This window comes from Skermanella aerolata KACC 11604, from assembly GCF_000936425.1.
GTDB classification, from domain to species: Bacteria; Pseudomonadota; Alphaproteobacteria; order Azospirillales; family Azospirillaceae; genus Skermanella; species Skermanella aerolata.
Genome location: NZ_AVFK01000044.1, coordinates 16190 through 38896, shown reverse-complemented (window position 1 = coordinate 38896; position 22707 = coordinate 16190). Strand labels below are relative to the sequence as shown.

Here is a 22707-nt window from a genome sequence, read left to right as displayed (position 1 = left end):
TTATTCCGCCGCCTGCGGGGGAGAAGCCGGCGCGATCTGCCGGCGCTGGATGCCGTCGCTCTCGTACTGGACCTGCCAGTCCGACGGCTGGTTGCTGCGGGTCACCTGCACGGCGGTCACCTTGTATTCCGGGCAGTTGGTCGCCCAGTCCGAATGCTCGGTCGTCACCACATTGGCCCCGGTCACGGGATGGTGGAAAGTCGTGTAGACGACACCCTGCGGCATCCGGTCGGAAATCTTCGCCCGCAGGGTCGTGCCGCCGACGCGGCTGGCCAGCGACACCAGATCGCCGTCGCGTAAGCCCCGTTCCTCCGCATCGTGGGGATGGACCTCCAGGATATCCTCCGGGTGCCACGCCACGTTGGCGGTCCGCCGCGTCTGCGCGCCGACATTGTAGTGGCTCAGAATGCGGCCGGTCGTCAGGATCAGCGGGAAGTAGCGGGAGGTGCGTTCCTCGGTCGGCACGAACTCCGTTATCATGAAGCGGCCCTTGCCCCGGATGAAGCCATCGACATGCATCAGCGGTGTCCCCTCCGGTGCCGCGTCGTTGCACGGCCACTGCACGCTACCCAGCCGGTCCAGCTTCTCGAAGCTGACGCCCCGGAAGGTCGGGGTCAGCCGGGCGATCTCGTCCATGATCTGCGAGGCATTGTCGTAGTGCATCGGGTAGCCCATGGCGGTGACCAGATCGCAGATCACCTGCCATTCCGCCTTGCCGGTCTTCGGCGCCATCACCTGCCGCACCCGGTTAATCCGGCGTTCGGCGTTGGTGAAGGTGCCGTCCTTCTCCAGGAACGAGGTGCCGGGGAAGAAGATATGGGCGAAGGTCGCCGTCTCGTTCAGGAACAGGTCCTGGACGATGACGCATTCCATCGCTTCCAGCGCCGACGTGACATGGTGGGTATTGGGGTCGGACTGCGCGATGTCCTCGCCCTGGACGAACAGGCCCTTGAAGGTGCCGTGCGTCGCCGCGTCGAACATGTTGGGGATGCGCAGGCCCGGTTCCGGGTCCAGGGCCGCCTGCCAGACTTCCTCGAACACGCTGCGGACCGCGTCGTCGGACACGTGCCGATAGCCGGAAAGCTCGTGCGGGAACGACCCCATGTCGCACGAACCCTGCACGTTGTTCTGGCCGCGCAGCGGGTTGACGCCGACTCCCCGCCGCCCGATGTTGCCGGTCGCCATCGCAAGGTTCGCCATGCCCATGACCATGGTCGAGCCCTGGCTGTGCTCGGTGACGCCCAGGCCGTAATAGATCGCGCCATTGCCGCCAGTGGCGTAGAGCCGCGCTGCGGCTCGCATCTCCGACGCCGGGATGCCGGTGAGCGGTTCGGTCACTTCCGGGCTGTTGCGCGGCTCGGCGATAAAGGCGCGCCAGCGGTCGAACTCGACCGGGTCGCACCGCTCGGCGACGAAGGCCTCATCGACCAGCCCTTCGGTCACGATGACATGGGCAAGGGCATTGACGGCGGCGACGTTGGCGCCAGGGCGCAATTGCAGGTGATGGGCGGCCTTGACGTGTGGGCTTTTCACCAGGTCGATCCGGCGCGGGTCCATCACGATCAGCTTGGCGCCCTGGCGCAGTCGCTTCTTCATCCGCGATCCGAAGACGGGATGCCCGTCGGTCGGGTTGGCGCCGATCAGCAGCATCACGTCGGTATCGTCGACGCTGGCGAAGTCCTGGGTGCCGGCGGAGGTGCCGAAGGTCTGCTTCAGCCCGTAGCCGGTCGGGGAATGGCAAACGCGGGCGCAAGTATCGACGTTGTTATTGCCGAAAGCGGCCCGGACCATCTTCTGGACGACGAAGACTTCCTCGTTGGTGCAACGGGACGAGGTGATGCCGCCGATCGAGCCGTTGCCGTATTTCGCCTGCACCGCGCGCAGCCGCTGGGCGGCGTAGCCGATCGCGTCTTCCCACGACACTTCGCGCCACGGATCGGTGATCCTTTCCCGGATCATCGGCTTGTAGATGCGGTCCTGGTGCGTGGCGTAGCCCCAGGCGAAGCGCCCCTTGACGCAGGAATGCCCCTCGTTGGCGCCGCCTTCCTTGTCCGGCACCATGCGGACGACCGTGTCGCCCTGCATCTCGGCGCGGAACGAGCAGCCGACGCCGCAATAGGCGCAGGTGGTCTGGACGGCGTGTTCCGGCATACCGTGCTCGATCACCGACTTTTCCATCAGCGTTGCGGTCGGGCAGGCCTGGACACAGGCACCGCACGACACGCACTCGCTGTCCATGAAAGACTCTTCAGCGCCGGCGGATACGATGCTGTCGAAGCCCCGACCCGCAATGGTCAGCGCGAAGGTACCCTGCGTCTCGGCGCAGGCCCGGACGCAGCGGGAGCAGGCGATGCATTTGCTGGGGTCGAAGGTGAAGTACGGGTTGCTCTCGTCCTTTTCCGCCTTCAGGTGGTTGGCGCCGTCAAATCCGTAGCGGACCTGCCGCAACCCGACCACCCCGGCCATGTCCTGAAGCTCGCAGTCGCCGTTGGTCGGGCAGGTCAGGCAGTCCAGCGGGTGGTCGGAGATGTAAAGCTCCATCACGCCGCGCCGTAGCTTCTCCAGCCGCGACGTCTGGGTCTTCACCTTCATGCCGGGCATGACGGGCGTGGTGCAGGAGGCCGGCGTGCCCTTCCGCCCCTCGACCTCGACCATGCACAGGCGGCAGGAGCCGAAGGCTTCAATGCTGTCGGTGGCGCACAGCTTGGGGACATTGATGCCGGCTTCGGCCGCTGCCCGCATGATCGAGGTGCCGGCCGGCACCATGACGACGCGGCCGTCGATGTCGAGGGTGACTTGAGTGTCCGACACGCGCTCCGGCGTGCCGTAGTCCATTTGCTTGATCGACGCCATGTCTGTGGATCTCCGCAATGGGTTTATTCGGCAGCGATAGCTGCGGCGGGACGGTGAAAGTCTTCGGGAAAGTGTTTGATCGCACTTCGGACCGGCATCGGCGTCAGCCCGCCCATGGCGCAGAGCGACCCGTCGGCCATGACCTCGCAGAGGTCTTCCAGCAGGGTGAGCTGCTTGTCGGCGGGGGCGGTTCCCGCGAGGATGCGGTCCATGATCTCGACGCCGCGAACGGCACCGATCCGGCAGGGGGTGCATTTGCCGCAGGACTCGGCGGCACAGAACTCCATCGCGAAGCGGGCCTGATGCGCCATATCGACGGTGTCGTCGAACACAACGATGCCGCCGTGCCCGACCATCGCTTCGCGCGCGGCGAAGGCTTCATAGTCCTTGGGCGTATCGAAATGCTCGGGCGGCAGGTAAGCGCCCAACGGGCCGCCGACCTGCACCGCCCGGATCGGACGGCCGGAAGCGGAGCCGCCGCCGAAGTTGTACAGCAACTCGTGAAGCGTGATGCCGAACGCCTTCTCCACGATGCCGCCGTGCCGGATATTGCCGCCGAGCTGGAACGGCTGGGTGCCGCGCGACCGCCCGACGCCGAAGTCCTTATAATACTTGGCCCCGCGCGCCAGGATTACCGGCACCGACGTCAGCGACAGGACATTGTTGACGACGGTCGGCTTGCCGAACAACCCTTCCAGCGCCGGCAGCGGCGGCTTGGCGCGGACCGTGCCGCGCTTGCCTTCCAGGCTTTCCAGCATGGAAGTTTCCTCGCCGCAGATATATGCGCCGGCGCCGACCCGGACTTCCAGGTCGAAGCTGTGGGTGGAACCGTGAATCCCATGGCCCAGCCATTTCTGCTGATAGGCCAGCCGGATCGCCTCGCGCATGGTGGCGACGGCGTGCGGGTATTCGGAGCGGATATAGATGTAACCCTGCTTCGCTCCGACCGCGATGGCCGCGATGGTCATGCCTTCGACCAGGATGAACGGATCGCCCTCCATGATCATGCGGTCGGCGAAGGTGCCGCTGTCGCCCTCGTCGGCATTGCAGCAGATGAACTTCTCGTCCGCGACGGCATCGCCGACGGTCTTCCACTTGATCCCCGTCGGAAACCCGGCGCCGCCGCGTCCGCGCAGGCCGGACTCCGTGACTTCCGCAATGATCTCGGCGGAAGTCATGGTCAGCGCCCGCTCCAGCCCGGCAAAGCCGCCGTGATTGCGGTAGTCCTCGACCGAGACGGGATCGACGATGCCGCAGCGTGCGAAGGTCAGGCGCTCCTGGTTCTTCAGGTACGGTATTTCCAGCGTCAGTCCATGACAGAGCGGGTGCGCCATCCCCTCCAGAAAACCGGCGTCGAACAGACCGGCCACGTCGTCCGGAGTCACCGGCCCATAGGCCATCCGCCCGAGCGGGGTTGCGACTTCGACCAGTGGCTCCAGCCAGAGCATGCCATGCGAGCCGTTGCGGACGATCCTGACATCGACGCCGCGCCTGTCCGCCTCTATCCGAAGCATGGCCGCGACCTTGTCGGCACCCATGGACAGGGCGGCGGCGTCGCGCGGAACGTAGAGGGTGATCTGTTCCGCCGTCATCGCCTCGGTCATCGGATGTCTCCCGCGATGCTGTCGAACCGCACCGTATCGACCCGCCCGTGAAGCTGGTCATCGACCATCACCGCTGGCCCCAGCGCGCAATTGCCCAGGCAAAAGACGCCCTCCAGCGTCACGGAACCATCGGCGCTGGTCCCACCCATCGTCACGCCAAGCCGGCGCTCCGCATGGGCCACCAGCCGGTTGGCCCCGACTGACTGACAGGCTTCGGCGCGGCACAGCTTGACGACGGTACGTCCCTGCGGCTGGCGCTTGAAGTCGTGATAGAAGCTGATGACGCCATGCACCTCGGCGCGCGACAGGTTGAGCGCCTGCGCCAGCACCGGCACCGCTTCGTCATTGATAAAGCCGAATTCATGCTGAAGGTCGTGCAGGATCGGGAGCAGAGTGCCACGCTGGCCCCGATAGCTTTCGACAATCGCCAGCGCCCGATTACGCTGCCAAGGCGTATGCGCCGCCATCCCGTTCCTCCCGCGCGGCTTACCGCCGCTGCTGCTGGTATCTTTTATTTCTTAAGCTTGGAGGGGAGGATGAGGGAGATCGGGGCTAGCTGGCAAATTTCAAATTCTGATGAGGTGATAGGGTTTGGCTATCATGGCCTGAAGATGCTTTGTGCAGCCTGCGATACCCTGGGGAAGCGGAACAGGCTTCGGTATTCTGGGTTGCTGAATCGGAAAAAAATCCCGTTTTAATATTCATTTTTCATGCATAAGTGTGCACGGAAGGGATGGAAAGACTTCCTTAACATTGTAACTTCATATTTCACAATTTCTGTTAAGGCCGAAGCGCTTTTCAAATCTTGATCCTTATAAAACAAACAGTTTTGTTAAGACGGAAGACCGAAAAAATGGAAAATACATCTTTATTGCGCGATTTAGGTATAGATTGGTATGGTGTTCTGATATTCTGGTATTTTCCAGGATTTCTTGGAGCGATGATGCTGTGTGCGCTTGACGGAAACTATAAGAAAGAGATCAATTTACATCATCTCGTCATATCTTTGCTGCTGGGTATATTCGGAATGATCATCCTTCTTGTAAGCGTCGTGAGAATTTCGGCCCGGAGAGGCGATCAGATCGTCCTGTTCAAATGGAACAAGGGTCAAGCTTGCAATAAACTCGACGACGGTCGCAGGGTTTGATCAATAACGCAGCGGCTTTGAACAGGTAGTTAAGCACTATGGTCTGACAGCGCCAGGCTCGATCCCCAGCCGCCCTAGCACCTCCCGCGTAGAACCTGCGATTGCGTCGCCGACCGCTCCCCGCGCGGCGATCACCGCCAGCGCCTGCGCCAGGGGCGCAGGCGGGTCGCGGTCGGCGAAGACCAGGCCTACGGTATAGGCCAACTCGGGCGAAACCAGCGGCAGCGCCATCAGGTCGGGGTCGGGCGGCATGATCGTGAGGAGCTGGCTCGCCACGATGCTGGAGCACAGATCCAGACGGACATGGGTGAACAGGCTGGTCATCGAGTTGGTCTCGATCGCCGGCGTCACCGTTCGCCCAGCCATGCGAAAGGCGGCGTCGGCGATGCGGCGGTTCTGCATGTCGGGGGTCAGTTGGCACAGCGGCAGGTCGGACGCCTCGGCCCAGGTCGCGCGGGTCCGGCCTTCAAACCCGGGAGTGCCCCGGCGGGTCAGCAGGAAGTAGCGTTCCGTATAGAGCGGCACCATCCGGACATGGCTCAGCGGTTCGTTGTCCAGATAGGTGACGCCAGCGTCGAGTTCGAAATCGTCAAGCTCGCGCTGGATCTCGCGCGAGCTGAGCGACATGATCGACACTTGGATCTGCGGGTACTTTGCGCGGAACGGCACCAGCAGGTGAGGCACCACCGGCAGCGCCGTCGGGATCGCGCCGATCCGGAGCCTCCCGGTCAGGCCTGTCGTCAGGGCGCCCAGTTCCTGATGCAGGCCGTCGCGCTCCGCCAGGATGCGGCGGGCGTATTCCAGGACCTTCTGTCCTTCGGGCGTGAATCCCTGGAACTTCTGGCCACGCTCGACGATCGGGACCTGAAGCTCCTCCTCGAGCTGGCGGATCGCGTTGGACAGCGTCGGCTGCGAGACATGGCATGCGGCGGCAGCGCGGCCGAAATGGCGCTCGCTGGCCAGCGCCATCAGATAGACGAACTTCCGGAACATCGCCGGAGCGGGGGCGGGCGCGCCGCCGTCAGTCCAGGAAGTTGCCGTATTGCTCGATATGCGTCGCGAGGCCCAGCGTGTGGTCGCGGACGAGTTGTTCGGCGGCGACGGGGTCGCGCCGTGCCAGCGCGTCGATGATGTTCTTGTGGTCGACGATCGAGCGTTCCGCCCGATTGTCCTGGCCGATGGTCAGCTTGCGGATCGCCCGCATGTGGATGAACAGGTTTTCGGTGATCTCCTGGATCAACTGGCAGCCGCTCATCCGGATGATCGCCTTGTGGAAGGCGATGTTGGCGTCGCTGTACTCGTTGACGTGCTCAGCCGGCTTCTTCTGCTCGAAATCGCTGAACAGCTCGCGGAGCGACCGGATGTCCTCGTCCGACGCTTTCTCGGCGGCGATGCGGGCAGCCATGCTTTCCAAGGCCGCCCACACCGTGACCATCTCAAGTATTTCGCGCTTGGTCTTGCGGATCACGAAGATGCCGCGGCGCGGCTGGGAACGGACGAAGCCTTCCTGCTCCAGCAGAGTCATGGCTTCGCGGATCGGGGTCCGGCTGACGCCCAGTTTCTCGCTGACTTGCCGCTCATCCAGACGGATTTCGGTCTTATGGTCGTAGATATCCATTTCAGTGATCGCCTGCTTCAGGGCATGATAGACCTGAGTACGAAAACTGGTGCTGGTATCCAGCGGCTGGACGTTCAACGTAGGACCAGTCATTGACTGCCACCTTCTACTTTTCTGGTTGAGCCGTACCGCGTCGCAAGCCCCCGTCCTGACCCGACTGATCTGGCCGACTGCATTACTAATACAGTATACGCCTCGCATACCCGGTTCTACCGTTTCATGGCGTGTCGCGCAACAATCCTACAAGGGGCGTATTGACCCAGGGGTTCCTGTTTCAAGGCTTTCCACGATGTGAACTGGAATCGTGTTGACACACAGTATTATGTATACCAAGATCAAAGCCAGGAACGCAGGATCCGTGGTCCGCATGCTGTGTGCCGACGGGCGTTGCGCACACCAAATAAGAACAGCGAAAAACAAGAGCAGCACACCAAGAAGAGCATAAGAGCCACAAGCCTCAAGGGAGAGACGCTCATGAAGATTTGTATTTTCGGCTCGGGCGCCATCGGTGGTTATATGGGAGTGCGCCTGCATCAGGGCGGTGCGGATGTCAGTCTGGTCGCTCGCGGTCCCCATCTGGCGGCCATGCAGCAGAACGGCGTCAAGCTCATCACCGATGAAGGCGAGGACGTCGTCCACCCGACATGCAGCGACGATCCGGCCAAGCTCGGTCCGCAGGACTACGTCATCATTGCGCTGAAGGCGCATTCGGTGACCGGAGCGATCCCGTCGATCAAGCCTCTGCTTGGCCCGGACACCGCGATCGTAACCGCCGTCAACGGCATTCCTTACTGGTACTTCCACAAGCACGGCGGCGACTTCGAAGGCCGGGTGGTAGAAAGCGTCGATCCCGGCGGCAAGCAGTGGCAGGAATTCGGGCCTGAGCGTGCCATCGGCTGCGTCGTCTACCCCGCTACCGAAGTGATCGAACCCGGCGTCATCAAGCACGTCTACGGCGACAAGTTCAGCCTGGGCGAGCCTGATGGCAGCTCGTCCGATCGCATCATGAAGTTGTCCGCCGCTCTGACCGCCGGCGGCCTGCGCGCACCCGTACTGGACAAGATCCGCGACGAGATCTGGCTGAAGCTTTGGGGCAACCTGTGCTTCAACCCGATCAGCGCGCTGACCCACGCCACCCTCGATGTCATCACTTCCGATCCGGAGACACGCGCCGTCGCCCGTGCCATGATGCTGGAAGCCAAGGAGATCGGCGACCGGCTCGGCGTACACTTCCGCGTCGATGTCGAACGCCGGATCAATGGCGCAGGTGCCGTCGGCGCGCATAAGACCTCGATGCTCCAGGACCTTGAGCGCGAGCGCCCGATGGAGATCGATCCGCTTCTGACCGTCGTCCAGGAGATGGGCCGCATGGTCGGCGTTCCGACTCCGACCATCGACGTGGTTCTGGCTCTTGTCAAGCAGCGGGGCGAAATCGCCGGTTGCTATACCAGGACGAAGGCTCCCGAACCGGCCGGACAACCCGCCGTAGCGGCGCAATAAGCTCCACAAAAAAGGGGTGCTACCCGTCAAACGAGGAGGAAATGTCATGAGGGTTGAGGACGTTCTCCGTAGCAAGAACCACCGGATCGTAACGATCCGCATGAACGAAACCGTGGAGACCGCGGCGCGCCTGATGAAGGCCGAAAACATCGGCGCGCTGGTGGTCAAGGATGTCTGCCGGACCGAGGGCAATATCGTCGTCGGCATGTTCTCCGAACGCGACATCACCCGTGCCCTGCTGGAACATGGCGCGCGGGTTCTCCAGATGCAGGTCTCGTCGTTGATGAGCCGCAACCTCATCACCTGTTCTCCGACCGACACCCTGCTGCATGTGCTTGGCCTGATGGAAGACAAGCACATCCGCCACGTGCCGGTGCTTGACGGCGACACCCTGGTCGGGCTGGTCGGCGTGCGGGACTTCATCGGCATCCGCCGCGCCGAAATCGCGGCGGAAGAGAACGCCAAGGCGCCGGAACTCGCGCACTGAAGCAGACCCGCTGAGACGGAGGAGGCCGGGGCTAAGCCCCGGTCTCCGGACCGGCACGATCTTTCCACGACTTCCAGGCGGGCGCAGTAATGACTACCCTGATATTCACCCATCCCGACTTCCGTCTGCACGACACCGGCATGGGCCACCCGGAATGCCCGGCCCGGATCGAAACCGTCTGGGACGTGCTCGAGTCCGGCGACTTCCGCCAGTTGGAGCAGCGCGAAGCTCCGGAAGCGACGGTCGAGCAGTTGGCGGCGGTTCACAAACGGCCCTATGTCGATGCCGTGCTGGATGCGGTGCCGAGCCACGGGCGGGTCCATCTGGACGCCGACACCGTCCTGTCCTCCACCTCCCGGTCGGCCATCCTGCGCGCTTCGGGAGCGGTCTGCGCCGCCGTCGACGCGGTGCTGGGCGATGAGGGCATCGACAACGTGTTCTGCGCGGTCCGGCCCTGCGGCCACCATGCGGAGCCGGCGCGGGCGATGGGCTTCTGCGTCTTCAACAACATCGCCGTCGGTGCCGAGCATGCCCGGCGCAAGCATGGCATAAAGAAGGTCGCCATCGTCGATTTCGACGTCCACCACGGCAACGGCACGCAGGCCATGGTGGAGGACGAACCGGACCTGTTCTTCGCGTCCACCCACGAATGGCCGTTCTATCCCGGCACGGGAGCGCGCGAGGAACGGGGTAATCACGACAACGTCGTCAACGTCCCGCTGGCGGCGTTCGCCGGTTCGGGAGAGTTCCGGCGCGGCATGAAGGACTTCGTCCTGCCGGCGGTGGAGGCTTTCGCCCCCGACCTGCTGATGATCTCCGCCGGCTTCGACGCCCATCGCCGCGATCCGCTGGCCCACATCAACCTCGAGGCGGAAGACTTCGCCTGGGCGACGCGGGAGTTGATGGCGGTTGCCCGGCGGCACTGCGACGGCAAGATCGTTTCCGTCCTGGAAGGCGGCTATTCCATGGACGGGCTGGCCGAAAGCCTTGCGGCGCATCTCCGCGAACTGATGGCCGCCTAACCCTTCAATCATCCGATTTCTACCGGCGCGGCCCCGCGATGGGCCGCGAACGGATCCCCTTTGCCGAGATTCCAGCAAAGGCAAGAACAAGCCCCGGAGGAGCACGATCCCATGAAAATCGCAATCCCGAAGGAGCGGCGCGCCTCTGAAAGGCGGGTTGCGGCCTCGGTCGACACCATCAAGAAGTACAAGGCGCTGGGCGCCGAGGTGGTCGTCGAGACCGGAGCCGGCGACGGCGCTTCGATCCCGGACAAGGCCTTCGCCGATGCGGGGGCGGAGATCGCTCCGGACGCCGCATCCACATATGCCGACGCCGATGTCGTGCTGAAGGTGCGGCATCCCATGACCGCCGCCGAAGGCACCGACGAGCTGGCGTTGATGAAGCGCGGCGCGGTGCTGATCGGCATCCTGAACCCGCATTCCAACCGCGATCACCTGCCGGCCTATGCTGAGGCTGGCGTCACGGCGCTGGCGATGGAACTGGTCCCGCGCATCACCCGCGCGCAGTCGATGGACGTGCTGTCCAGTCAGGCCAACCTTGCCGGGTACCGGGCGGTGCTGGATGCCGCGTCGGAGTTCGGGCGGGCGTTCCCCATGATGATGACGGCGGCCGGCACGGTCCCTCCCGCCCGCGCGCTGATCATGGGCGTCGGCGTCGCCGGCTTGCAGGCGATCGCGACGGCCAAGCGGCTGGGCGCCGTGGTTTCCGCGACCGATGTCCGGCCGGCGGTGAAGGAGCAGGTCCAGTCGCTGGGCGGCACCTTCGTCGCGGTCGAGGATGACGAGTTCAAGCAAGCGGAAACCTCCGGTGGCTATGCCAAGGAAATGAGCAAGGAGTACCAGGCCAAGCAGGCGGCCCTGATCGCCGAGACGATCAAAAAGCAGGACATCATCGTCACCACGGCGCTGATTCCGGGGCGTCCCGCCCCGCGTCTGGTGACCGACGAGATGATCGCGACCATGAAGCCGGGGTCGGTGATCGTGGATCTGGCGGTCGAGGCCGGCGGCAATGTCGAAGGCTCGGTCGCCGGCGAGATCGTCGAGAAGCACGGCGTCAGGATCGTCGGCCATGCCAACGTGCCGAGCCGGATCGCGGTCGATAGCTCGATGCTCTACGCCAAGAACCTGTTCGCGCTGCTCAGCCTTTGTTTCGATGCCGAGAAGAACTTCGCGCTGCCGTGGGACGACGAGATCGTCAAGGCGATTGCGCTGACCCGCGACGGCGCCGTGATCCATCCGACCTTCGCACCGGCTGCCGAGGCTCCGGTTCAACCTGCCAGCGTGGGAGCGTGAGCCCATGGCCGAACATAGCTTCTTCATCACCGGCCTGACGGTCTTCGCGCTCGCCTGCTTCGTCGGCTACTACGTGGTGTGGCGGGTTACGCCGGCGCTGCACTCGCCGCTGATGAGCGTCACCAACGCGGTGTCGTCGGTCATCATCGTCGGTGCGCTGATCGCGACCGGCAGCACCGCCGGCTTCACCTTCTCCACGGCGCTGGGCTTCCTCGCCGTCATCCTTGCCTCGGTCAATATCTTCGGCGGGTTCATCGTCACGCAGCGCATGCTGGCGATGTACAAGAAGAAGCAGAAGAAATAAGGGAGCCCGGAATTACCATGGTCGCTTTCGCTCCTCTGGCGTATCTCGTCGCCGCCATCTGCTTCATCATGGCGCTGCGCGGTCTTTCCAGCCCCGAAACTTCCCGCCAAGGCAACAACTACGGCATCGCCGGCATGGTGATCGCCATCGTCACCACGCTGCTGCTGCCTGGCCTGATCTCCGGCCTGTCGCTGACGCTGATCGTCATCGGCATCGCCATAGGCGGCGCCATCGGCGCGGTCACCGCGCGCAAGATCGAGATGACGGCGCTGCCGCAGTTGGTCGCCGCCTTCCACTCCCTGGTCGGTCTGTCCGCCGTGTTCGTCGCCATAGCGGCGTATTACGCGCCGGAAGCCTATGGCATCGGCGTGCCGGGCGACATCCGGGTCGGCAGCCTGATCGAGATGGCGCTCGGCGTCGCCATCGGTGCCATCACCTTCACCGGCTCGCTGGTCGCCTTCGCCAAGCTCCAGGGGCTGGTCACCGGCAAGCCGCTGGTGTTCAACATGCAGCACACGCTGAACGCCGGTTTGGGCATCGCGCTGCTGCTGGCCATCGTCTGGCTCTGCACCACCAACTCGACGGCGGCGCTTTGGGTCATCGTCCTGCTGGCGCTGGCGTTGGGCTTCCTGCTGATCCTCCCGATCGGCGGCGCCGACATGCCAGTGGTGGTGTCGATGCTGAACTCCTACTCCGGCTGGGCGGCTGCGGGTATCGGGTTCACGCTGGAGAACAACCTGCTGATCATCACCGGCGCGCTGGTCGGATCGTCGGGTGCCATCCTGTCCTACATCATGTGCAAGGGCATGAACCGGTCGATCTTCAACGTGATCCTGGGCGGCTTCGGCGGCGACTCGGCGGCGGCTGTCGCCGGCGGACCTGCGGGAGACCGCTCGGTCAAGGCCGGCTCGGCGGAGGATGCCGCCTTCATCATGAAGAACGCCTCGTCCGTGATCATCGTCCCCGGCTACGGCATGGCGGTGGCGCAGGCGCAGCATGCGCTGCGGGAGATGGCCGACCTGCTGAAGCACGAAGGCGTCGATGTCCGCTACGCCATCCATCCCGTCGCCGGCCGGATGCCCGGCCATATGAACGTCCTGCTGGCCGAGGCCAACGTGCCGTATGACGAGGTGATGGAGTTGGAGGAGATCAACCGCGACTTCGGTCAGGCCGACGTGGCCTTCGTGATCGGAGCCAACGACGTGACCAACCCTGCCGCGAAGACGGATCCTACATCGGCAATTTACGGCATGCCGATCCTGGACGTCGAAAAGGCGAAGACCGTGCTGTTCATCAAGCGCTCGATGGCGTCCGGCTATGCCGGGGTGGACAACGAGTTGTTCTTCAGGCCCAACACGATGATGCTGTTCGGCGACGCGAAGAAGATGACCGAAGAGATCGTCAAGTCGGTAGCGTAACGGACAGGTAGGGGGCAGGGAAGTTTTTCCCGGCCCCCTACCGCACTCAGTGGCTGACGGCGGCGGCGGCGCCGATGCCGGTCTGGGAGCGGACGTTCTGGTCGTCGAACGCGTCGCGTTCCTTGGCGGCGGACGCGGAGTTGTCCAGCTTGGACACCACGATGGTCACCAGGAAGGCGAGCGTCATGGAGAACAGGGCCGGCTGCTCGTACGGGAAGATGGGAGCCGGGTTTTCCAGCACCACGACCCAGACGGCCTTGGACAGCACTACCAGCACGACGGCGGAGACCAGACCGGTGACGCCGCCCAGCAGCGCGCCGCGCGTCGTCAGGCCCTTCCAGTACATCGACAGGATCAGCACGGGGAAGTTGGCCGAGGCCGCGATGCCGAAGGTCAGGCCGACCAGGAAGGCGACGTTCTGCTTTTCGATCAAAGAGCCTACCTTTCACCGGCTTACCTGACATAACACCACCGAGAAAAAATTGTTCTGTTGCTTGAGGTTACGATTGCCTAAGGCTACATTGGATAACACGGCAGTACGCCGATTTATGTTACCCATGTTACCCGGCCAGTTACCCAGCAACAGGAGAGCCTGTGCCTCGGCTCACGCAGAAGTCCCTCAGTGCGGCATTCGTTGCGAAGGTTTCCCCGACTTCGGTCCGCGTTGAGTATCCGGATGCGAGCGTGAGAGGATTGAGGCTTCGCGTGGAACCGACTGGGCGGAAGACATGGTTCGCCCTTGGTCGCGCGGAAGGGAAGTTGGTTCGGGATCGCTTGGGAGAGTACCCGACGATGTCGCTGGCCGATGCTCGATTTGAGGCCGTAAAGGCTTTGGGGGAGATGCGAAAGGGCACTCGAACTAAGGCGACGGTGCCCTCAACCCGTTCCGTCGAATTCGTGGCTGAGGAATGGCTGAGACGAGATCAATCGGGAAATCGAAGCGCGGCCGACGTCGAGCGCTCCATCCGCAAGGATGTGCTCCCGGTTATCGGCATGAAGGAGATTGCGGCCGTCAGCAAGGCTGATATCCACAGTCTGCTGGACGGGATTGTCGATCGCGGCGCCCCAGTGGAGGCGAACCGGGTCTTCAGCCGTCTGCGGCGCATGTTCACTTGGGCGATGAGCCGCGACTATATCGCTGTCAATCCACTGGCTTCCATGGAGGCGCCGAGTGTCGAGCAGTCGCGCAATCGGGTGCTGTCTCATGACGAGCTGAGACAAGTCTGGACTGCCGCGGGGCAGGATAGCTATCCCTTCGGACCCATGACGCAGTTGCTCATCCTGACAGGCCAGCGGCTTCGGGAAGTGTCTAATGCGTGCTGGCGAGAGATTGATCTGGAGCATGCAGTCTGGACCATTCCGGCTGAACGGGCCAAGAACGGCATTGAGCATGTTGTCCATCTTTCACCACCCGCAATGCAGATAATAAGTGGCCTTCCCAAGTTGCACGCGGATTTTCTGTTCACGACGACACTGACGACGACGGTAAGTGGCTTCGCCCGCGCGCAGAAGCGCATTTCTGCGCGCAGCCGTGTGACGGGTTGGTGCTATCACGATTTACGAAGATCATTCGCAACCATCGCGAGCCAGGATTTGGCGATCAACCCGGTAGTCGTCGACAAGATCCTCAATCACGCAAGTACCTCAGTCCGCGGGGTCGCAGCCGTGTATCAGCGTGGAAAGTATCTCGACCAGCGGAAGGCCGCCATGGACGCATGGGGCAGCTTCATCTGCTCGTTGGCTGAGGGATCAGATCGAGCTGGCAGCGACGGGATCGAAGCGAGAGCCACTTGATATGACAGGTCGCCCTGAACGGCGTTCCCGGTTGGAGGCATTCCGCGAGCGTCGGCCCTTGATGGAAGCTCTCTCCCGTATCGAGGTCGAGCTTCGTGACGCGGTTCCGCAGGACGGTGCAGGCTTGTTCATGGCCCGTATCAAGGGGGCGGTGCAGGAATACTACAGCCAGCCTGATCGGGTTGTCGTTGCCCGTGAAATTCGCGAGTTGTACGAAGCAACAAGACTCTTCCTTCAAGGTCGTCCTGTCACGTCGCCAGGCGCCGACCTGCCGACTCTGCTCAGTTCACTGTCAGATGGTGCTCGGGAAATTGCCGAACAATTCAGGCCGCTTCCTCAAGCGGATCAGCTGTTGAGTTCAGATGCCTCAGTCCGAAAGTCATCAGCCGAGCAAATAACGATGTCCTTGGTATCAGGCGGTTGTGTGCGGCAGACCGGCAAGAAACGTCCGCAAAACCGATGGCATACCGAACTGCGGGCACAGGTAGGTCCGGGCGGGCAGGGCAGGCCAGCCGAGGCAGTACTCGTCTCATCTATCGCGTATGCCTACAGCATCGCCACAGGTAAGGTCCCAAGCCGCTCATGGAGCGATGGAGATGGACGCGACGGATCGTGGACGCCGTTCGAAAGCTTGGTGGAAGAAATCCTCGTTGCGATAGCCATAGATGACCTAGTGAATTCCAAAGAATTAGTGCGGCGCCATCTCGAAGAGAAGGCGGAAGCCTCCGCCGCTGAAGGCGTACCGGAATACATGTGGTGTGGTCAATGCCAATGGCATGGCCCGGCCGGCGAAGTCATCAATGGGCCAGATCTGCTCGATGAAACCTGTCCCACTTGTGGGTCTGATGATCTATGGGCACCGACGATGAGTGCCGAGGACCAATCGTTGCTCGCTGCGTTGGATGAAGTCACGGCGTCGGAAACAGCTTCGGTCGCTGCACGCGCAGGAATGGGATCAGGGAAACGTCGTGTTCAGCAAGTTCGGAAACGACTCGGTGAGCTGATGGTCGAGGGCAGTGTTGCCAACCATGTGGAGCCTGATGCCCATAACAAAAATGAAATGCGGAGGGAGCGGGGCGCCTGGGTGCGGACAGCCAGAGGAACTAAAGAACTGGAAGCGGCCGAGAGGGGACTTGCCAGAGCCAGGAGGATGTGGGCAAGCCCTATGCCGCCTCCCTGACTAGTGACCGTCGACCAGGTTCTGGATCGATTGGGGAGCTGGACTGGCTTGTCTGAACATCAACCGGCGCCAACGCCATCTGAGCGTTATTCAACCCCGGTGCTTTCCTACCGCTACCAGTGCATTCATTCCTCCAGTCAGGTTTCAGGAGGAAGATCGATGCTTACAGACCGTCCGGCAGCCAGCGCTGGCTTGGAGAAGCTGATTTCGTCTCGAGAGCTGCGAGAGATGATACCATATTCCGCAGTGCATATCTGGCGCTTGGAACGAGATGGCAAATTCCCGCGCCGCATTCATCTCGGCCCTCGCCGGATTGCATGGCGTAAGACCGAAATCACTGAGTGGATCGAAAACAAGTCGAAATCCAGGTGAAGATCCCCGTCGTCTAAAACCTCATAGGTGAGACGGATCATGGCTGGCGCTTGGTCACGCCATAGCCATCCGGCAGGAACACGATCCCGGCCGCTTCTAATGCTCGCTGGATGCCTTCCACGGTTTCAGCCTTGGCGTTCCTTATCGAAACCACGCCGTTCTCAATCCGCTGAATAGCAGTGAGGCCGACTCCTGCCTGCTCTGCCAACTCTTTGGCAGACAGTCGCGCTAGCGCCCTGCCTGCTCGTATTTGATCGCCTGAAATCACACAAGCCCCCCAAAAAAGCTTTTGAGCATCAAAATAAGGCTTGAAAGCCTCACGAAGAAGCCTCATTATAATGCCCACAAGCACTAAACACAACACCAGCAGGAGTCTTCGGGAATGGATGCTAACAAAGCCACCGTCCTCAGCTCCATCGGCGATGAGAACACCTATATCACTCTGTCGGTACGCCGCCTGGGCAGCTCCATCGAGTTGGTTACGGTCATGACCAGCTACTCGCCGCTCGCCGGCACCTACCTCACCGCTGATCTGGCCCGCGAGCTGGCTGAGGACGAAGACGTAGCCATCGCCATTGCCACCGACCTGGAATATGCGGCTCAGGACGAACTGCGCGTCATGGACATCGATTTCTACAAAGAGCCCTGCGGCTTCCCCGAGGCGCTGGAAAAGCACTTCGATAACGCGCGGTACGCCGCCGCCCTCGCTGCGGAGTAATGGCCATGGCCCAGCACCAGCCCGTCATCATCGGCCGCACCGGCAGCGCGGTCTATACGCTCCGCGGAGCCTGGATCTACCGCGACACCGACAACAGCCACTGATCAACCCCGGTGCCGGGGGACTGCTCGAACAGTCTCCCGGCTCCACCGAAGTGGAGTTCATGCAAGTGCATCCAAACACGAACAACACCACAAATACCACCGGCAGGCTTGCCCTGTCCATGTTGGCCGGCTGGACCCCCAGTCACCGGTCCCTGGCGGCCGAAGTGGCCGAGCTGCTGGACATGAAGGAACGTGACACCGCTGCCCGTGTGGCCTTCCAGCGCTGCAAGCCCGTGGAGCACTGACCATGGCTTGCACCTGCTTCGTACTGGGCCAGCTCGACTTCGGCGCCCTGGTCCTCGATCCCGAGATCATCGCCCAGACTGCCGCCCATGGCGCAGCAAAGTCCCGAGCCGCTGCCGCGCCGAAGACCAAGCCGCGCCGCTGCCTGCACTGCTCCAGGGACTTCGCCAGCACCGGGCCTGGCAATTGGATCTGCTCGCCTTGCAAGGGCCTGGAGGTCTTCACCTGCTCGCCGTCGTCTTTCTCCGTCCACGCCAGTTTCTGAGGAGCGCGACAATGCCGACGCCCCAATCCTACGCCGACCCGGCTATCGACCTGTTTTTCCAGTGGAAAGAAGCCCGCTATGCGACGACTGCCGCATCAGATGCCCTGGAGGGTTGCACAAACGGTGACGAGCGGGATGCTCTATCTACTGCCGAGGACACGGCTGTCGGTCGAGAGAACGCCGTCATTGATCAGATGATGGCTACTCAGGCACAAACCCCAGCCGGCGGTTTGGGAAAGGCTATCGTACTCGCTCACCTTGCCGAGCAGGGCGGGGATCCGCTCGTTATCCAGTTCATTGCCGAGATCCAGCCTGATTTCGAGCGACTGCTGGCCGACCTCATCGGTGGAGCGGAACCGAAGACTAGCTGACCAAGAGATGGGCAGTTCGGCCGACATGGCAACGTCATCATGTCGGCCGAATTGACCTGAATGAGGTTGAAAAATTATCTCATGCCTCGTCTATCTCCATGAAACGTAATAGAAAAATGGCCTTCAAAGACAGAGACTGACACAAAAAGACGTGTCATATCAGAAATTTTTCGAAGTAAAAGAAACACACGGAAGGTGTCTAACTCTCACACAAATGAAGTGTTAGACTTGGCTCTTATCTCATCATTCGGGGTACTATTGACGAAAAGGTTATTTGAGACTATAACCGTATTATCCGATTTCAACCAGTTAAGCACGGATAGCCCATGATGCCGGACGAGCTTGGAAATGCACTGTTGAGTATTTCGGAATTCTGCGCGCTGACAAGGCAAAGCCGACCGACTTACTACAATGCGAGAAAACGAGGCCTAGGCCCTGTGGAAGTTCGGTTCGGTCCTCGCGGCGGAAAGGTATTCGTTCGACGCGCAGACGCAGAGGCTTGGCTCTTGAAGCATCGACAGGTCCCACGGGACTTGGATGCTCCCAGCGAAAACTCTGAGCCGATAGCGCGTCCTTCAGAGCAGGCCGAGCAATTCGCCTAGAAAGCAGAAACGGCCGCATGGGGATGCGGCCGTTTTGTCTGTCACCTCCTGCCGCGCCAACGGCAGAAGTTACCTGGAGTTCTGCTTATGAAAAACTCGAACTTCTTATGCAGCATGGTACAGGATAACCCCTGTCCGCTCAACACGTTTCTTGTGTCAACAAGATCAGACCTTCAAGGCTTTCCGATCGCTTGGATCAGCCAACGGTACGGCCTCTCCCGTGATCGTGCCGCTCTCATCGTTGATCTCGCTGGTCTCGGCCGGAATGGTGGTGCGGTATGAACCGGAAGTCTCCAGCCGCTGCTGATAGCCTTGGGTTTGCCCGGGATCGAGCTTTAGAGCGACACGTGCTCCGGATCCATCAGCAGGGGCCCCGCGCTTTGCTAGAGATGTTGCGCGATCTCGGTGCTGAAACCATGCGCATGACAGCAGTCGAGCAGATTGCGGCTCGATACGCTGCGCTCGATCCCGCCGCTCTCGGACCTTTAGGCGCCGATCGCTTTCCTCCACCCCGCCCAAGCCTTCGCTTGGTTGAGGTGCCTCATGACTGATCTACAAGACAGCATCCGGTCGACGATCAAGGCTTGGCGGACAGGCACGATTTACACCGCCTGTCCCGAATGCAGCCACAAGCGAAAGAAGAAGAAGGCCCGCTGCCTGAGCATCACCGTACACACCGACCGCGCTGTATGGTGTTGTCACCATTGCCAGATCTGCGGCGTCGAGTTTCGCACCGGCGTATCGCGGCTGTCTCGAGCAGAGCTGACGGAGCGGCGACGGATTGCAGAGACGGAACTGCGACGCGATGCCGAACGGCGGATCTACGTCGCCAGACAGATCTGGAACGCGACGCAATCGGCTTCAGGAACTCCAGTCGAGCAGTATCTGCGGCACCGGGGCTTCGAGCTGGAGGATATCCCTCCGACACTGAGATATGCCCGCCTCCGCCACCCTGGCACCGGTGAAACCTACGACGTCATGGTCGCCGCCGTCGGCTATGGCGGACCGCCCATGGCAGTTCACCGAACCTTCTTGGAGCCAGGGGGCAATGGCAAAGCCAAGCTGCCGGACGATCTGGACGCCAAGATGTCGCTAGGACCGGTGCGCGGCTTGCCGATCCGCCTCGACGCGACCTCTGATGCTGATGCAGTGGTTGGAGCGCTGGCAGTGGCCGAGGGCATCGAAAATGCCTTGGTCGCCGTCCAGGAGTTCGGCCAGCCGGCTTGGTCCTCGATCTCGGCCGGCAACATGCCTCTGCTTCGCATCCCCAACGATGTGTCCGTGGTGACCATCATGGCCGACCATGACAGGATCGGCTTAAGCAAAGCACATGAGGCGGCTCGGAACTGGGGGTCTGTTGGGCGAGTCGTGCGTTTGGCAATTCCGCCCGATCCTCGTCTCGATTTCAACGACATGCTCCGCGCTAAATCGCGGGTAGTGATGGCGTGATGCCCCTGGACGACATCGATGATCTTGATCAGGGATTGAGGGTAGATCCCTTGTCTTCAACTTGGGATGAAGCTCCACCTATCGATAACGTAGGGATGTCGCCTCCTCCCGATCGGCTTGAGCCTATCTGGTTCGAGGATATCAAGCCGCCGATGAAATCTGCCTCCTTGGTCAAAGGTGTGCTCGATGAATGCGGAATGTCAGTGCTGTATGGAGAAAGCGGTGGCGGTAAAACCTTCTTTACCCTGGACTTGGCGTTGCATATCGCGCTGGGCTGGGAGTGGCGTGGGCATAAGGTAAAGCAAGGTGGCGTCATCTACATCGCCGCCGAAGGCCAAAACGGCATCCGCAAACGGATCGAGGCCTTCAGGCGCCATTACGGCATGAAGGATGCCGCTCCCCCTTTCGCCATGATCCCTACGTGCGTGGACCTGCTGGACCCGGCCGCTGACACCGAGCCTTTAATCGGGAAGGTGAAAGAGGCAGCGCTGCGGTTCCCAATCAAGCTGGTCGTGGTCGACACCTTAGCGAGAGCCATTGCTGGCGGAAACGAGAACGCTCCGGAGGCTATGGGAGCCTTCATCCGCAATATCGATCGCATTCGTGAGGAGACCGGAGCGCATGTCCTCATCATCCACCACTGCGGTAAGGATGTCGCCAGGGGAGCACGAGGCCACAGCAGCCTTCGGGCGGCAACTGATACCGAGATCGAGCTGACGTCGGACGGCGATGCCGGAATTAAGATGGCGTGCATCAAGAAACAGAAAGATGGCGAGGAAGGCGCGGAATTTGCCTTTCGCTTGCAAAGCCTGACGATCGGCGAGGATGAGGATGGCGACCTGATCAAATCCTGTGTGGTCAAGCATGAAGGCGCCGAAGCGGTTACGGGTGCGGCCGGCAAGAAGCCGAAACCGCTAACTCCTGCCCATGAAGCCGCCCTGGAAATTCTGAAGAATGCCCTCTGCGATAAGGGGCGAAGCGTTACGCATAACGCCATCCCAAAATCCGTAACGGTCGTAACGCTGGACGAATGGGGAGAATACGCCAGACGCGGCGGAGTGATCGAGGAAGGCAACGCAGGGCGCCAGGCATGGCATCGGATAAGGGTGGCATTACGTGGGAAACACCGGATCGGCATGGAGGATGGCTATGTCTGGCTGGTCTGATCGCTATATTCTGACGGGAATAAGGGCGTTACTATTTCCTGCAGTGACGTGTAGCCACTTCCCCTCTTTTCAACCGCTCTCCATGCCCTCGGAAAACCAGGGCGTTACTAGTCAGAAATCTTGGAAAATAGTAACGCCTTGCCCATCCAATATGCTGATTACAAAGGATTTTCAGGACAAGCGTTACGGGCGTTATAGGGCGTTACTAAACGCTGTCCGTAACGCCTCGGCAAACCGGCTAGGCGTTACGTTACGTTACTCCCCCTCTATAAGGGGAGTAACGGGCGTAACGCTTGATGCCCACGACCAGGAATTTGCCCATGGACCGGCCTGATCAGTTTGGTCCCTGGATGCAGGGCCTGGATCCAGCCGAACGGCTGGCACGACTTCGCAGCCTTCGCGCGCTCGTCCAGCTCCTGGCCGGTCCCGATCATCCGTTGTGCGAGGCACTGGCTCAAGCCGAAGTGGATCCGACTGACGCGGCCGCGATCGAGGCTTGGGAGGCGCTCATGACCATGCCAACCCTTCGGCGCCGGCGTATCCTCGCAAGCCTCGCCACGCTGACCCGGTCAACGACCCGCCAGGGTGTGAGCTGTGGTTGAGCTGCTACTCCGCGGAACCAGTTCGCGCCGACGGCGCATCTCCGTCCGGAGACGTCATCATGCTCGCCACCAATGCGGACACCTCCTCGGCATCCATGAGATCCCGGTCGAAGGGTTCGTGAAAGATCCGAACTTCGTATTCGTCAGGATCAAGGCCAGCTCTCACGACAGCGACGATCGCCCGCACCTTCGGATCAATGTCCTGGTCACAGAGACGGGCGGTCAAAAGGACCCCGATGACGACTTCCAAGACGAGCGGCTTTTCGTCCCGCCTGAGCAGTCGCTCGAGAAGCTGTCGACCCGCTCCCTCCTGCCCACGGTAGAGACCCGGCGCCATCAGTTTACGGCAGATCCGCTCCAGAGTGCGAAAGCGGATTGGAAACAGTTCGGAGTCGATGCCATGAGGCTTCACCAGGATGGCCCCAACGCTGACCATAGGGTTCCTTCTCATGACGGGCAAAATCTCCGGCCGGCGTTGTCAACCAGCGAAGAACGCACGAGATCGGCATCCGTGCCCAAGAGATCATTTTCCAGAAAATGCGGCTGTTCCGCTCCCGTTCCGAAAAGCTTAGTTCGAACGCTAACTTCATCGGAT

At 61.6% G+C, this 22707-nt stretch carries 24 protein-coding genes and 1 pseudogene; 17 read left to right on the top strand and 8 right to left on the bottom strand.

Annotated features, from left to right (window positions below; all coding sequences use genetic code 11):
- Genes fdhF through N826_RS32040 form a run of 3 tightly spaced genes read right to left on the bottom strand, consistent with a single transcriptional unit; the run spans window position 1 to window position 4924 of the window.
- On the bottom strand, window positions 1–2853 hold the full coding sequence (gene fdhF, locus N826_RS32050) for a formate dehydrogenase subunit alpha (RefSeq protein ID WP_044435778.1): 2853 nt from the start codon (window positions 2851–2853) through the stop codon (window positions 1–3).
- Window positions 2854–2876: 23 nt separating this feature from the next.
- A complete protein-coding gene (locus tag N826_RS32045; protein ID WP_244619708.1) occupies window positions 2877–4457 on the bottom strand; it encodes a formate dehydrogenase beta subunit in 1581 nt (526 codons plus the stop codon).
- Window positions 4454–4924, bottom strand: a complete 471-nt coding sequence (locus tag N826_RS32040; RefSeq protein ID WP_044435777.1) for a formate dehydrogenase subunit gamma — start codon at window positions 4922–4924, stop codon at window positions 4454–4456. Before N826_RS32040 ends, N826_RS32045 begins: the two co-directional genes overlap by 4 nt.
- A gap of 386 nt (window positions 4925–5310) precedes the next feature.
- Here N826_RS32040 and N826_RS32035 point away from each other — a divergent pair, with 386 nt between their 5' ends.
- The gene (locus N826_RS32035; protein ID WP_147041061.1) at window positions 5311–5604 is read left to right on the top strand and encodes a hypothetical protein; all 294 of its coding nucleotides are present in this window, start codon (window positions 5311–5313) and stop codon (window positions 5602–5604) included.
- A 36-nt stretch (window positions 5605–5640) separates the two neighbouring features.
- On the opposite strand, the gene N826_RS32030 is transcribed toward N826_RS32035, so the two are convergent.
- Entirely contained in the window at window positions 5641–6597 is a 957-nt protein-coding gene (locus N826_RS32030; RefSeq protein WP_044435773.1) for a LysR family transcriptional regulator, read from the bottom strand.
- A 28-nt stretch (window positions 6598–6625) separates the two neighbouring features.
- Complete coding sequence (locus tag N826_RS32025) at window positions 6626–7315, bottom strand: GntR family transcriptional regulator (RefSeq protein ID WP_044435771.1); 690 nt, start codon at window positions 7313–7315, stop codon at window positions 6626–6628.
- Window positions 7316–7696: 381 nt separating this feature from the next.
- Here N826_RS32025 and N826_RS32020 point away from each other — a divergent pair, with 381 nt between their 5' ends.
- The 6 genes and pseudogenes from N826_RS32020 to N826_RS31995 all read left to right on the top strand — a co-directional run bounded on the left by N826_RS32020 (window position 7697) and on the right by N826_RS31995 (window position 13246).
- Window positions 7697–8722, top strand: coding sequence for a 2-dehydropantoate 2-reductase (locus N826_RS32020; protein WP_044435769.1), 1026 nt, complete (start codon window positions 7697–7699; stop codon window positions 8720–8722).
- A 46-nt stretch (window positions 8723–8768) separates the two neighbouring features.
- On the top strand, window positions 8769–9209 hold the full coding sequence (locus N826_RS32015) for a CBS domain-containing protein (protein ID WP_044435767.1): 441 nt from the start codon (window positions 8769–8771) through the stop codon (window positions 9207–9209).
- A gap of 89 nt (window positions 9210–9298) precedes the next feature.
- On the top strand, window positions 9299–10231 hold the full coding sequence (locus tag N826_RS32010) for a histone deacetylase family protein (RefSeq protein ID WP_044435765.1): 933 nt from the start codon (window positions 9299–9301) through the stop codon (window positions 10229–10231).
- Between the two features lie 111 nt (window positions 10232–10342).
- Entirely contained in the window at window positions 10343–11524 is a 1182-nt protein-coding gene (locus N826_RS32005; RefSeq protein WP_044435764.1) for a Re/Si-specific NAD(P)(+) transhydrogenase subunit alpha, read from the top strand.
- 34 nt (window positions 11525–11558) lie between these two features.
- A pseudogene (locus tag N826_RS32000) lies at window positions 11559–11828 on the top strand (proton-translocating transhydrogenase family protein); the annotation flags it as partial.
- Between the two features lie 17 nt (window positions 11829–11845).
- A complete protein-coding gene (locus N826_RS31995) occupies window positions 11846–13246 on the top strand; it encodes an NAD(P)(+) transhydrogenase (Re/Si-specific) subunit beta (RefSeq protein ID WP_044435762.1) in 1401 nt (466 codons plus the stop codon).
- 46 nt (window positions 13247–13292) lie between these two features.
- On the opposite strand, the gene N826_RS31990 is transcribed toward N826_RS31995, so the two are convergent.
- On the bottom strand, window positions 13293–13679 hold the full coding sequence (locus N826_RS31990; RefSeq protein WP_044435760.1) for a sodium:solute symporter family transporter: 387 nt from the start codon (window positions 13677–13679) through the stop codon (window positions 13293–13295).
- Between the two features lie 161 nt (window positions 13680–13840).
- Here N826_RS31990 and N826_RS31985 point away from each other — a divergent pair, with 161 nt between their 5' ends.
- The 3 genes from N826_RS31985 to N826_RS46055 all read left to right on the top strand — a co-directional run bounded on the left by N826_RS31985 (window position 13841) and on the right by N826_RS46055 (window position 16592).
- Window positions 13841–15040, top strand: a complete 1200-nt coding sequence (locus N826_RS31985) for a tyrosine-type recombinase/integrase (RefSeq protein ID WP_044435759.1) — start codon at window positions 13841–13843, stop codon at window positions 15038–15040.
- Between the two features lie 58 nt (window positions 15041–15098).
- Window positions 15099–16220 (top strand): hypothetical protein, encoded by a 1122-nt coding sequence (locus N826_RS43565; protein WP_147041063.1) that lies wholly within the window; start codon window positions 15099–15101, stop codon window positions 16218–16220.
- 159 nt (window positions 16221–16379) lie between these two features.
- Window positions 16380–16592 (top strand): helix-turn-helix transcriptional regulator, encoded by a 213-nt coding sequence (locus N826_RS46055; RefSeq protein WP_084721355.1) that lies wholly within the window; start codon window positions 16380–16382, stop codon window positions 16590–16592.
- Window positions 16593–16629: 37 nt separating this feature from the next.
- Here N826_RS46055 and N826_RS31980 read toward each other — a convergent pair whose 3' ends face one another.
- Window positions 16630–16926 carry a helix-turn-helix domain-containing protein gene (locus tag N826_RS31980; RefSeq protein ID WP_084721357.1) on the bottom strand — a complete coding sequence of 99 codons (297 nt, stop codon included), beginning with the start codon at window positions 16924–16926 and terminating at the stop codon, window positions 16630–16632.
- Between the two features lie 48 nt (window positions 16927–16974).
- Here N826_RS31980 and N826_RS31975 point away from each other — a divergent pair, with 48 nt between their 5' ends.
- The 7 genes from N826_RS31975 (at window position 16975) to N826_RS31945 (ending at window position 22112) form a co-directional block, all read left to right on the top strand.
- Window positions 16975–17310, top strand: a complete 336-nt coding sequence (locus tag N826_RS31975) for a hypothetical protein (protein WP_044435758.1) — start codon at window positions 16975–16977, stop codon at window positions 17308–17310.
- A 163-nt stretch (window positions 17311–17473) separates the two neighbouring features.
- Window positions 17474–17659 carry a hypothetical protein gene (locus N826_RS31970; RefSeq protein ID WP_044435757.1) on the top strand — a complete coding sequence of 62 codons (186 nt, stop codon included), beginning with the start codon at window positions 17474–17476 and terminating at the stop codon, window positions 17657–17659.
- A gap of 2 nt (window positions 17660–17661) precedes the next feature.
- On the top strand, window positions 17662–17922 hold the full coding sequence (locus N826_RS31965) for a hypothetical protein (protein ID WP_044435756.1): 261 nt from the start codon (window positions 17662–17664) through the stop codon (window positions 17920–17922).
- Window positions 17923–17933: 11 nt separating this feature from the next.
- Window positions 17934–18293, top strand: a complete 360-nt coding sequence (locus N826_RS31960; RefSeq protein ID WP_044435755.1) for a hypothetical protein — start codon at window positions 17934–17936, stop codon at window positions 18291–18293.
- A 1145-nt stretch (window positions 18294–19438) separates the two neighbouring features.
- Window positions 19439–20344, top strand: coding sequence for a DUF7146 domain-containing protein (locus tag N826_RS31955; RefSeq protein WP_052832423.1), 906 nt, complete (start codon window positions 19439–19441; stop codon window positions 20342–20344).
- The gene (locus tag N826_RS31950; RefSeq protein ID WP_052832421.1) at window positions 20344–21510 is read left to right on the top strand and encodes a helicase RepA family protein; all 1167 of its coding nucleotides are present in this window, start codon (window positions 20344–20346) and stop codon (window positions 21508–21510) included. Before N826_RS31955 ends, N826_RS31950 begins: the two co-directional genes overlap by 1 nt.
- Window positions 21511–21830: 320 nt before the next feature.
- A complete protein-coding gene (locus tag N826_RS31945; protein WP_044435753.1) occupies window positions 21831–22112 on the top strand; it encodes a hypothetical protein in 282 nt (93 codons plus the stop codon).
- Window positions 22113–22116: 4 nt separating this feature from the next.
- Here N826_RS31945 and N826_RS31940 read toward each other — a convergent pair whose 3' ends face one another.
- A complete protein-coding gene (locus N826_RS31940; RefSeq protein WP_044435752.1) occupies window positions 22117–22548 on the bottom strand; it encodes a hypothetical protein in 432 nt (143 codons plus the stop codon).
- Between the last annotated feature and the right edge of the window lie 159 nt (window positions 22549–22707).

Excerpts from the sequence above, each read along its gene's own strand:
- fdhF (WP_044435778.1), bottom strand. The coding sequence starts at position 2,853 with ATGGCGTCGATCAAGCAAATGGACTACGGCACGCCGGAGCGCGTGTCG.
- N826_RS32045 (WP_244619708.1), bottom strand. The coding sequence starts at position 4,457 with ATGACCGAGGCGATGACGGCGGAACAGATCACCCTCTACGTTCCGCGC.
- N826_RS32040 (WP_044435777.1), bottom strand. The coding sequence starts at position 4,924 with ATGGCGGCGCATACGCCTTGGCAGCGTAATCGGGCGCTGGCGATTGTC.
- N826_RS32035 (WP_147041061.1), top strand. The coding sequence starts at position 5,311 with ATGGAAAATACATCTTTATTGCGCGATTTAGGTATAGATTGGTATGGT.
- N826_RS32030 (WP_044435773.1), bottom strand. The coding sequence starts at position 6,597 with ATGTTCCGGAAGTTCGTCTATCTGATGGCGCTGGCCAGCGAGCGCCAT.
- N826_RS32025 (WP_044435771.1), bottom strand. The coding sequence starts at position 7,315 with ATGACTGGTCCTACGTTGAACGTCCAGCCGCTGGATACCAGCACCAGT.
- N826_RS32020 (WP_044435769.1), top strand. The coding sequence starts at position 7,697 with ATGAAGATTTGTATTTTCGGCTCGGGCGCCATCGGTGGTTATATGGGA.
- N826_RS32015 (WP_044435767.1), top strand. The coding sequence starts at position 8,769 with ATGAGGGTTGAGGACGTTCTCCGTAGCAAGAACCACCGGATCGTAACG.
- N826_RS32010 (WP_044435765.1), top strand. The coding sequence starts at position 9,299 with ATGACTACCCTGATATTCACCCATCCCGACTTCCGTCTGCACGACACC.
- N826_RS32005 (WP_044435764.1), top strand. The coding sequence starts at position 10,343 with ATGAAAATCGCAATCCCGAAGGAGCGGCGCGCCTCTGAAAGGCGGGTT.
- N826_RS31995 (WP_044435762.1), top strand. The coding sequence starts at position 11,846 with ATGGTCGCTTTCGCTCCTCTGGCGTATCTCGTCGCCGCCATCTGCTTC.
- N826_RS46055 (WP_084721355.1), top strand. The coding sequence starts at position 16,380 with ATGCTTACAGACCGTCCGGCAGCCAGCGCTGGCTTGGAGAAGCTGATT.
- N826_RS31980 (WP_084721357.1), bottom strand. The coding sequence starts at position 16,926 with ATGAGGCTTCTTCGTGAGGCTTTCAAGCCTTATTTTGATGCTCAAAAG.
- N826_RS31975 (WP_044435758.1), top strand. The coding sequence starts at position 16,975 with ATGGATGCTAACAAAGCCACCGTCCTCAGCTCCATCGGCGATGAGAAC.
- N826_RS31970 (WP_044435757.1), top strand. The coding sequence starts at position 17,474 with ATGCAAGTGCATCCAAACACGAACAACACCACAAATACCACCGGCAGG.
- N826_RS31965 (WP_044435756.1), top strand. The coding sequence starts at position 17,662 with ATGGCTTGCACCTGCTTCGTACTGGGCCAGCTCGACTTCGGCGCCCTG.
- N826_RS31960 (WP_044435755.1), top strand. The coding sequence starts at position 17,934 with ATGCCGACGCCCCAATCCTACGCCGACCCGGCTATCGACCTGTTTTTC.
- N826_RS31955 (WP_052832423.1), top strand. The coding sequence starts at position 19,439 with ATGACTGATCTACAAGACAGCATCCGGTCGACGATCAAGGCTTGGCGG.
- N826_RS31950 (WP_052832421.1), top strand. The coding sequence starts at position 20,344 with ATGCCCCTGGACGACATCGATGATCTTGATCAGGGATTGAGGGTAGAT.
- N826_RS31945 (WP_044435753.1), top strand. The coding sequence starts at position 21,831 with ATGGACCGGCCTGATCAGTTTGGTCCCTGGATGCAGGGCCTGGATCCA.
- N826_RS31940 (WP_044435752.1), bottom strand. The coding sequence starts at position 22,548 with ATGGTCAGCGTTGGGGCCATCCTGGTGAAGCCTCATGGCATCGACTCC.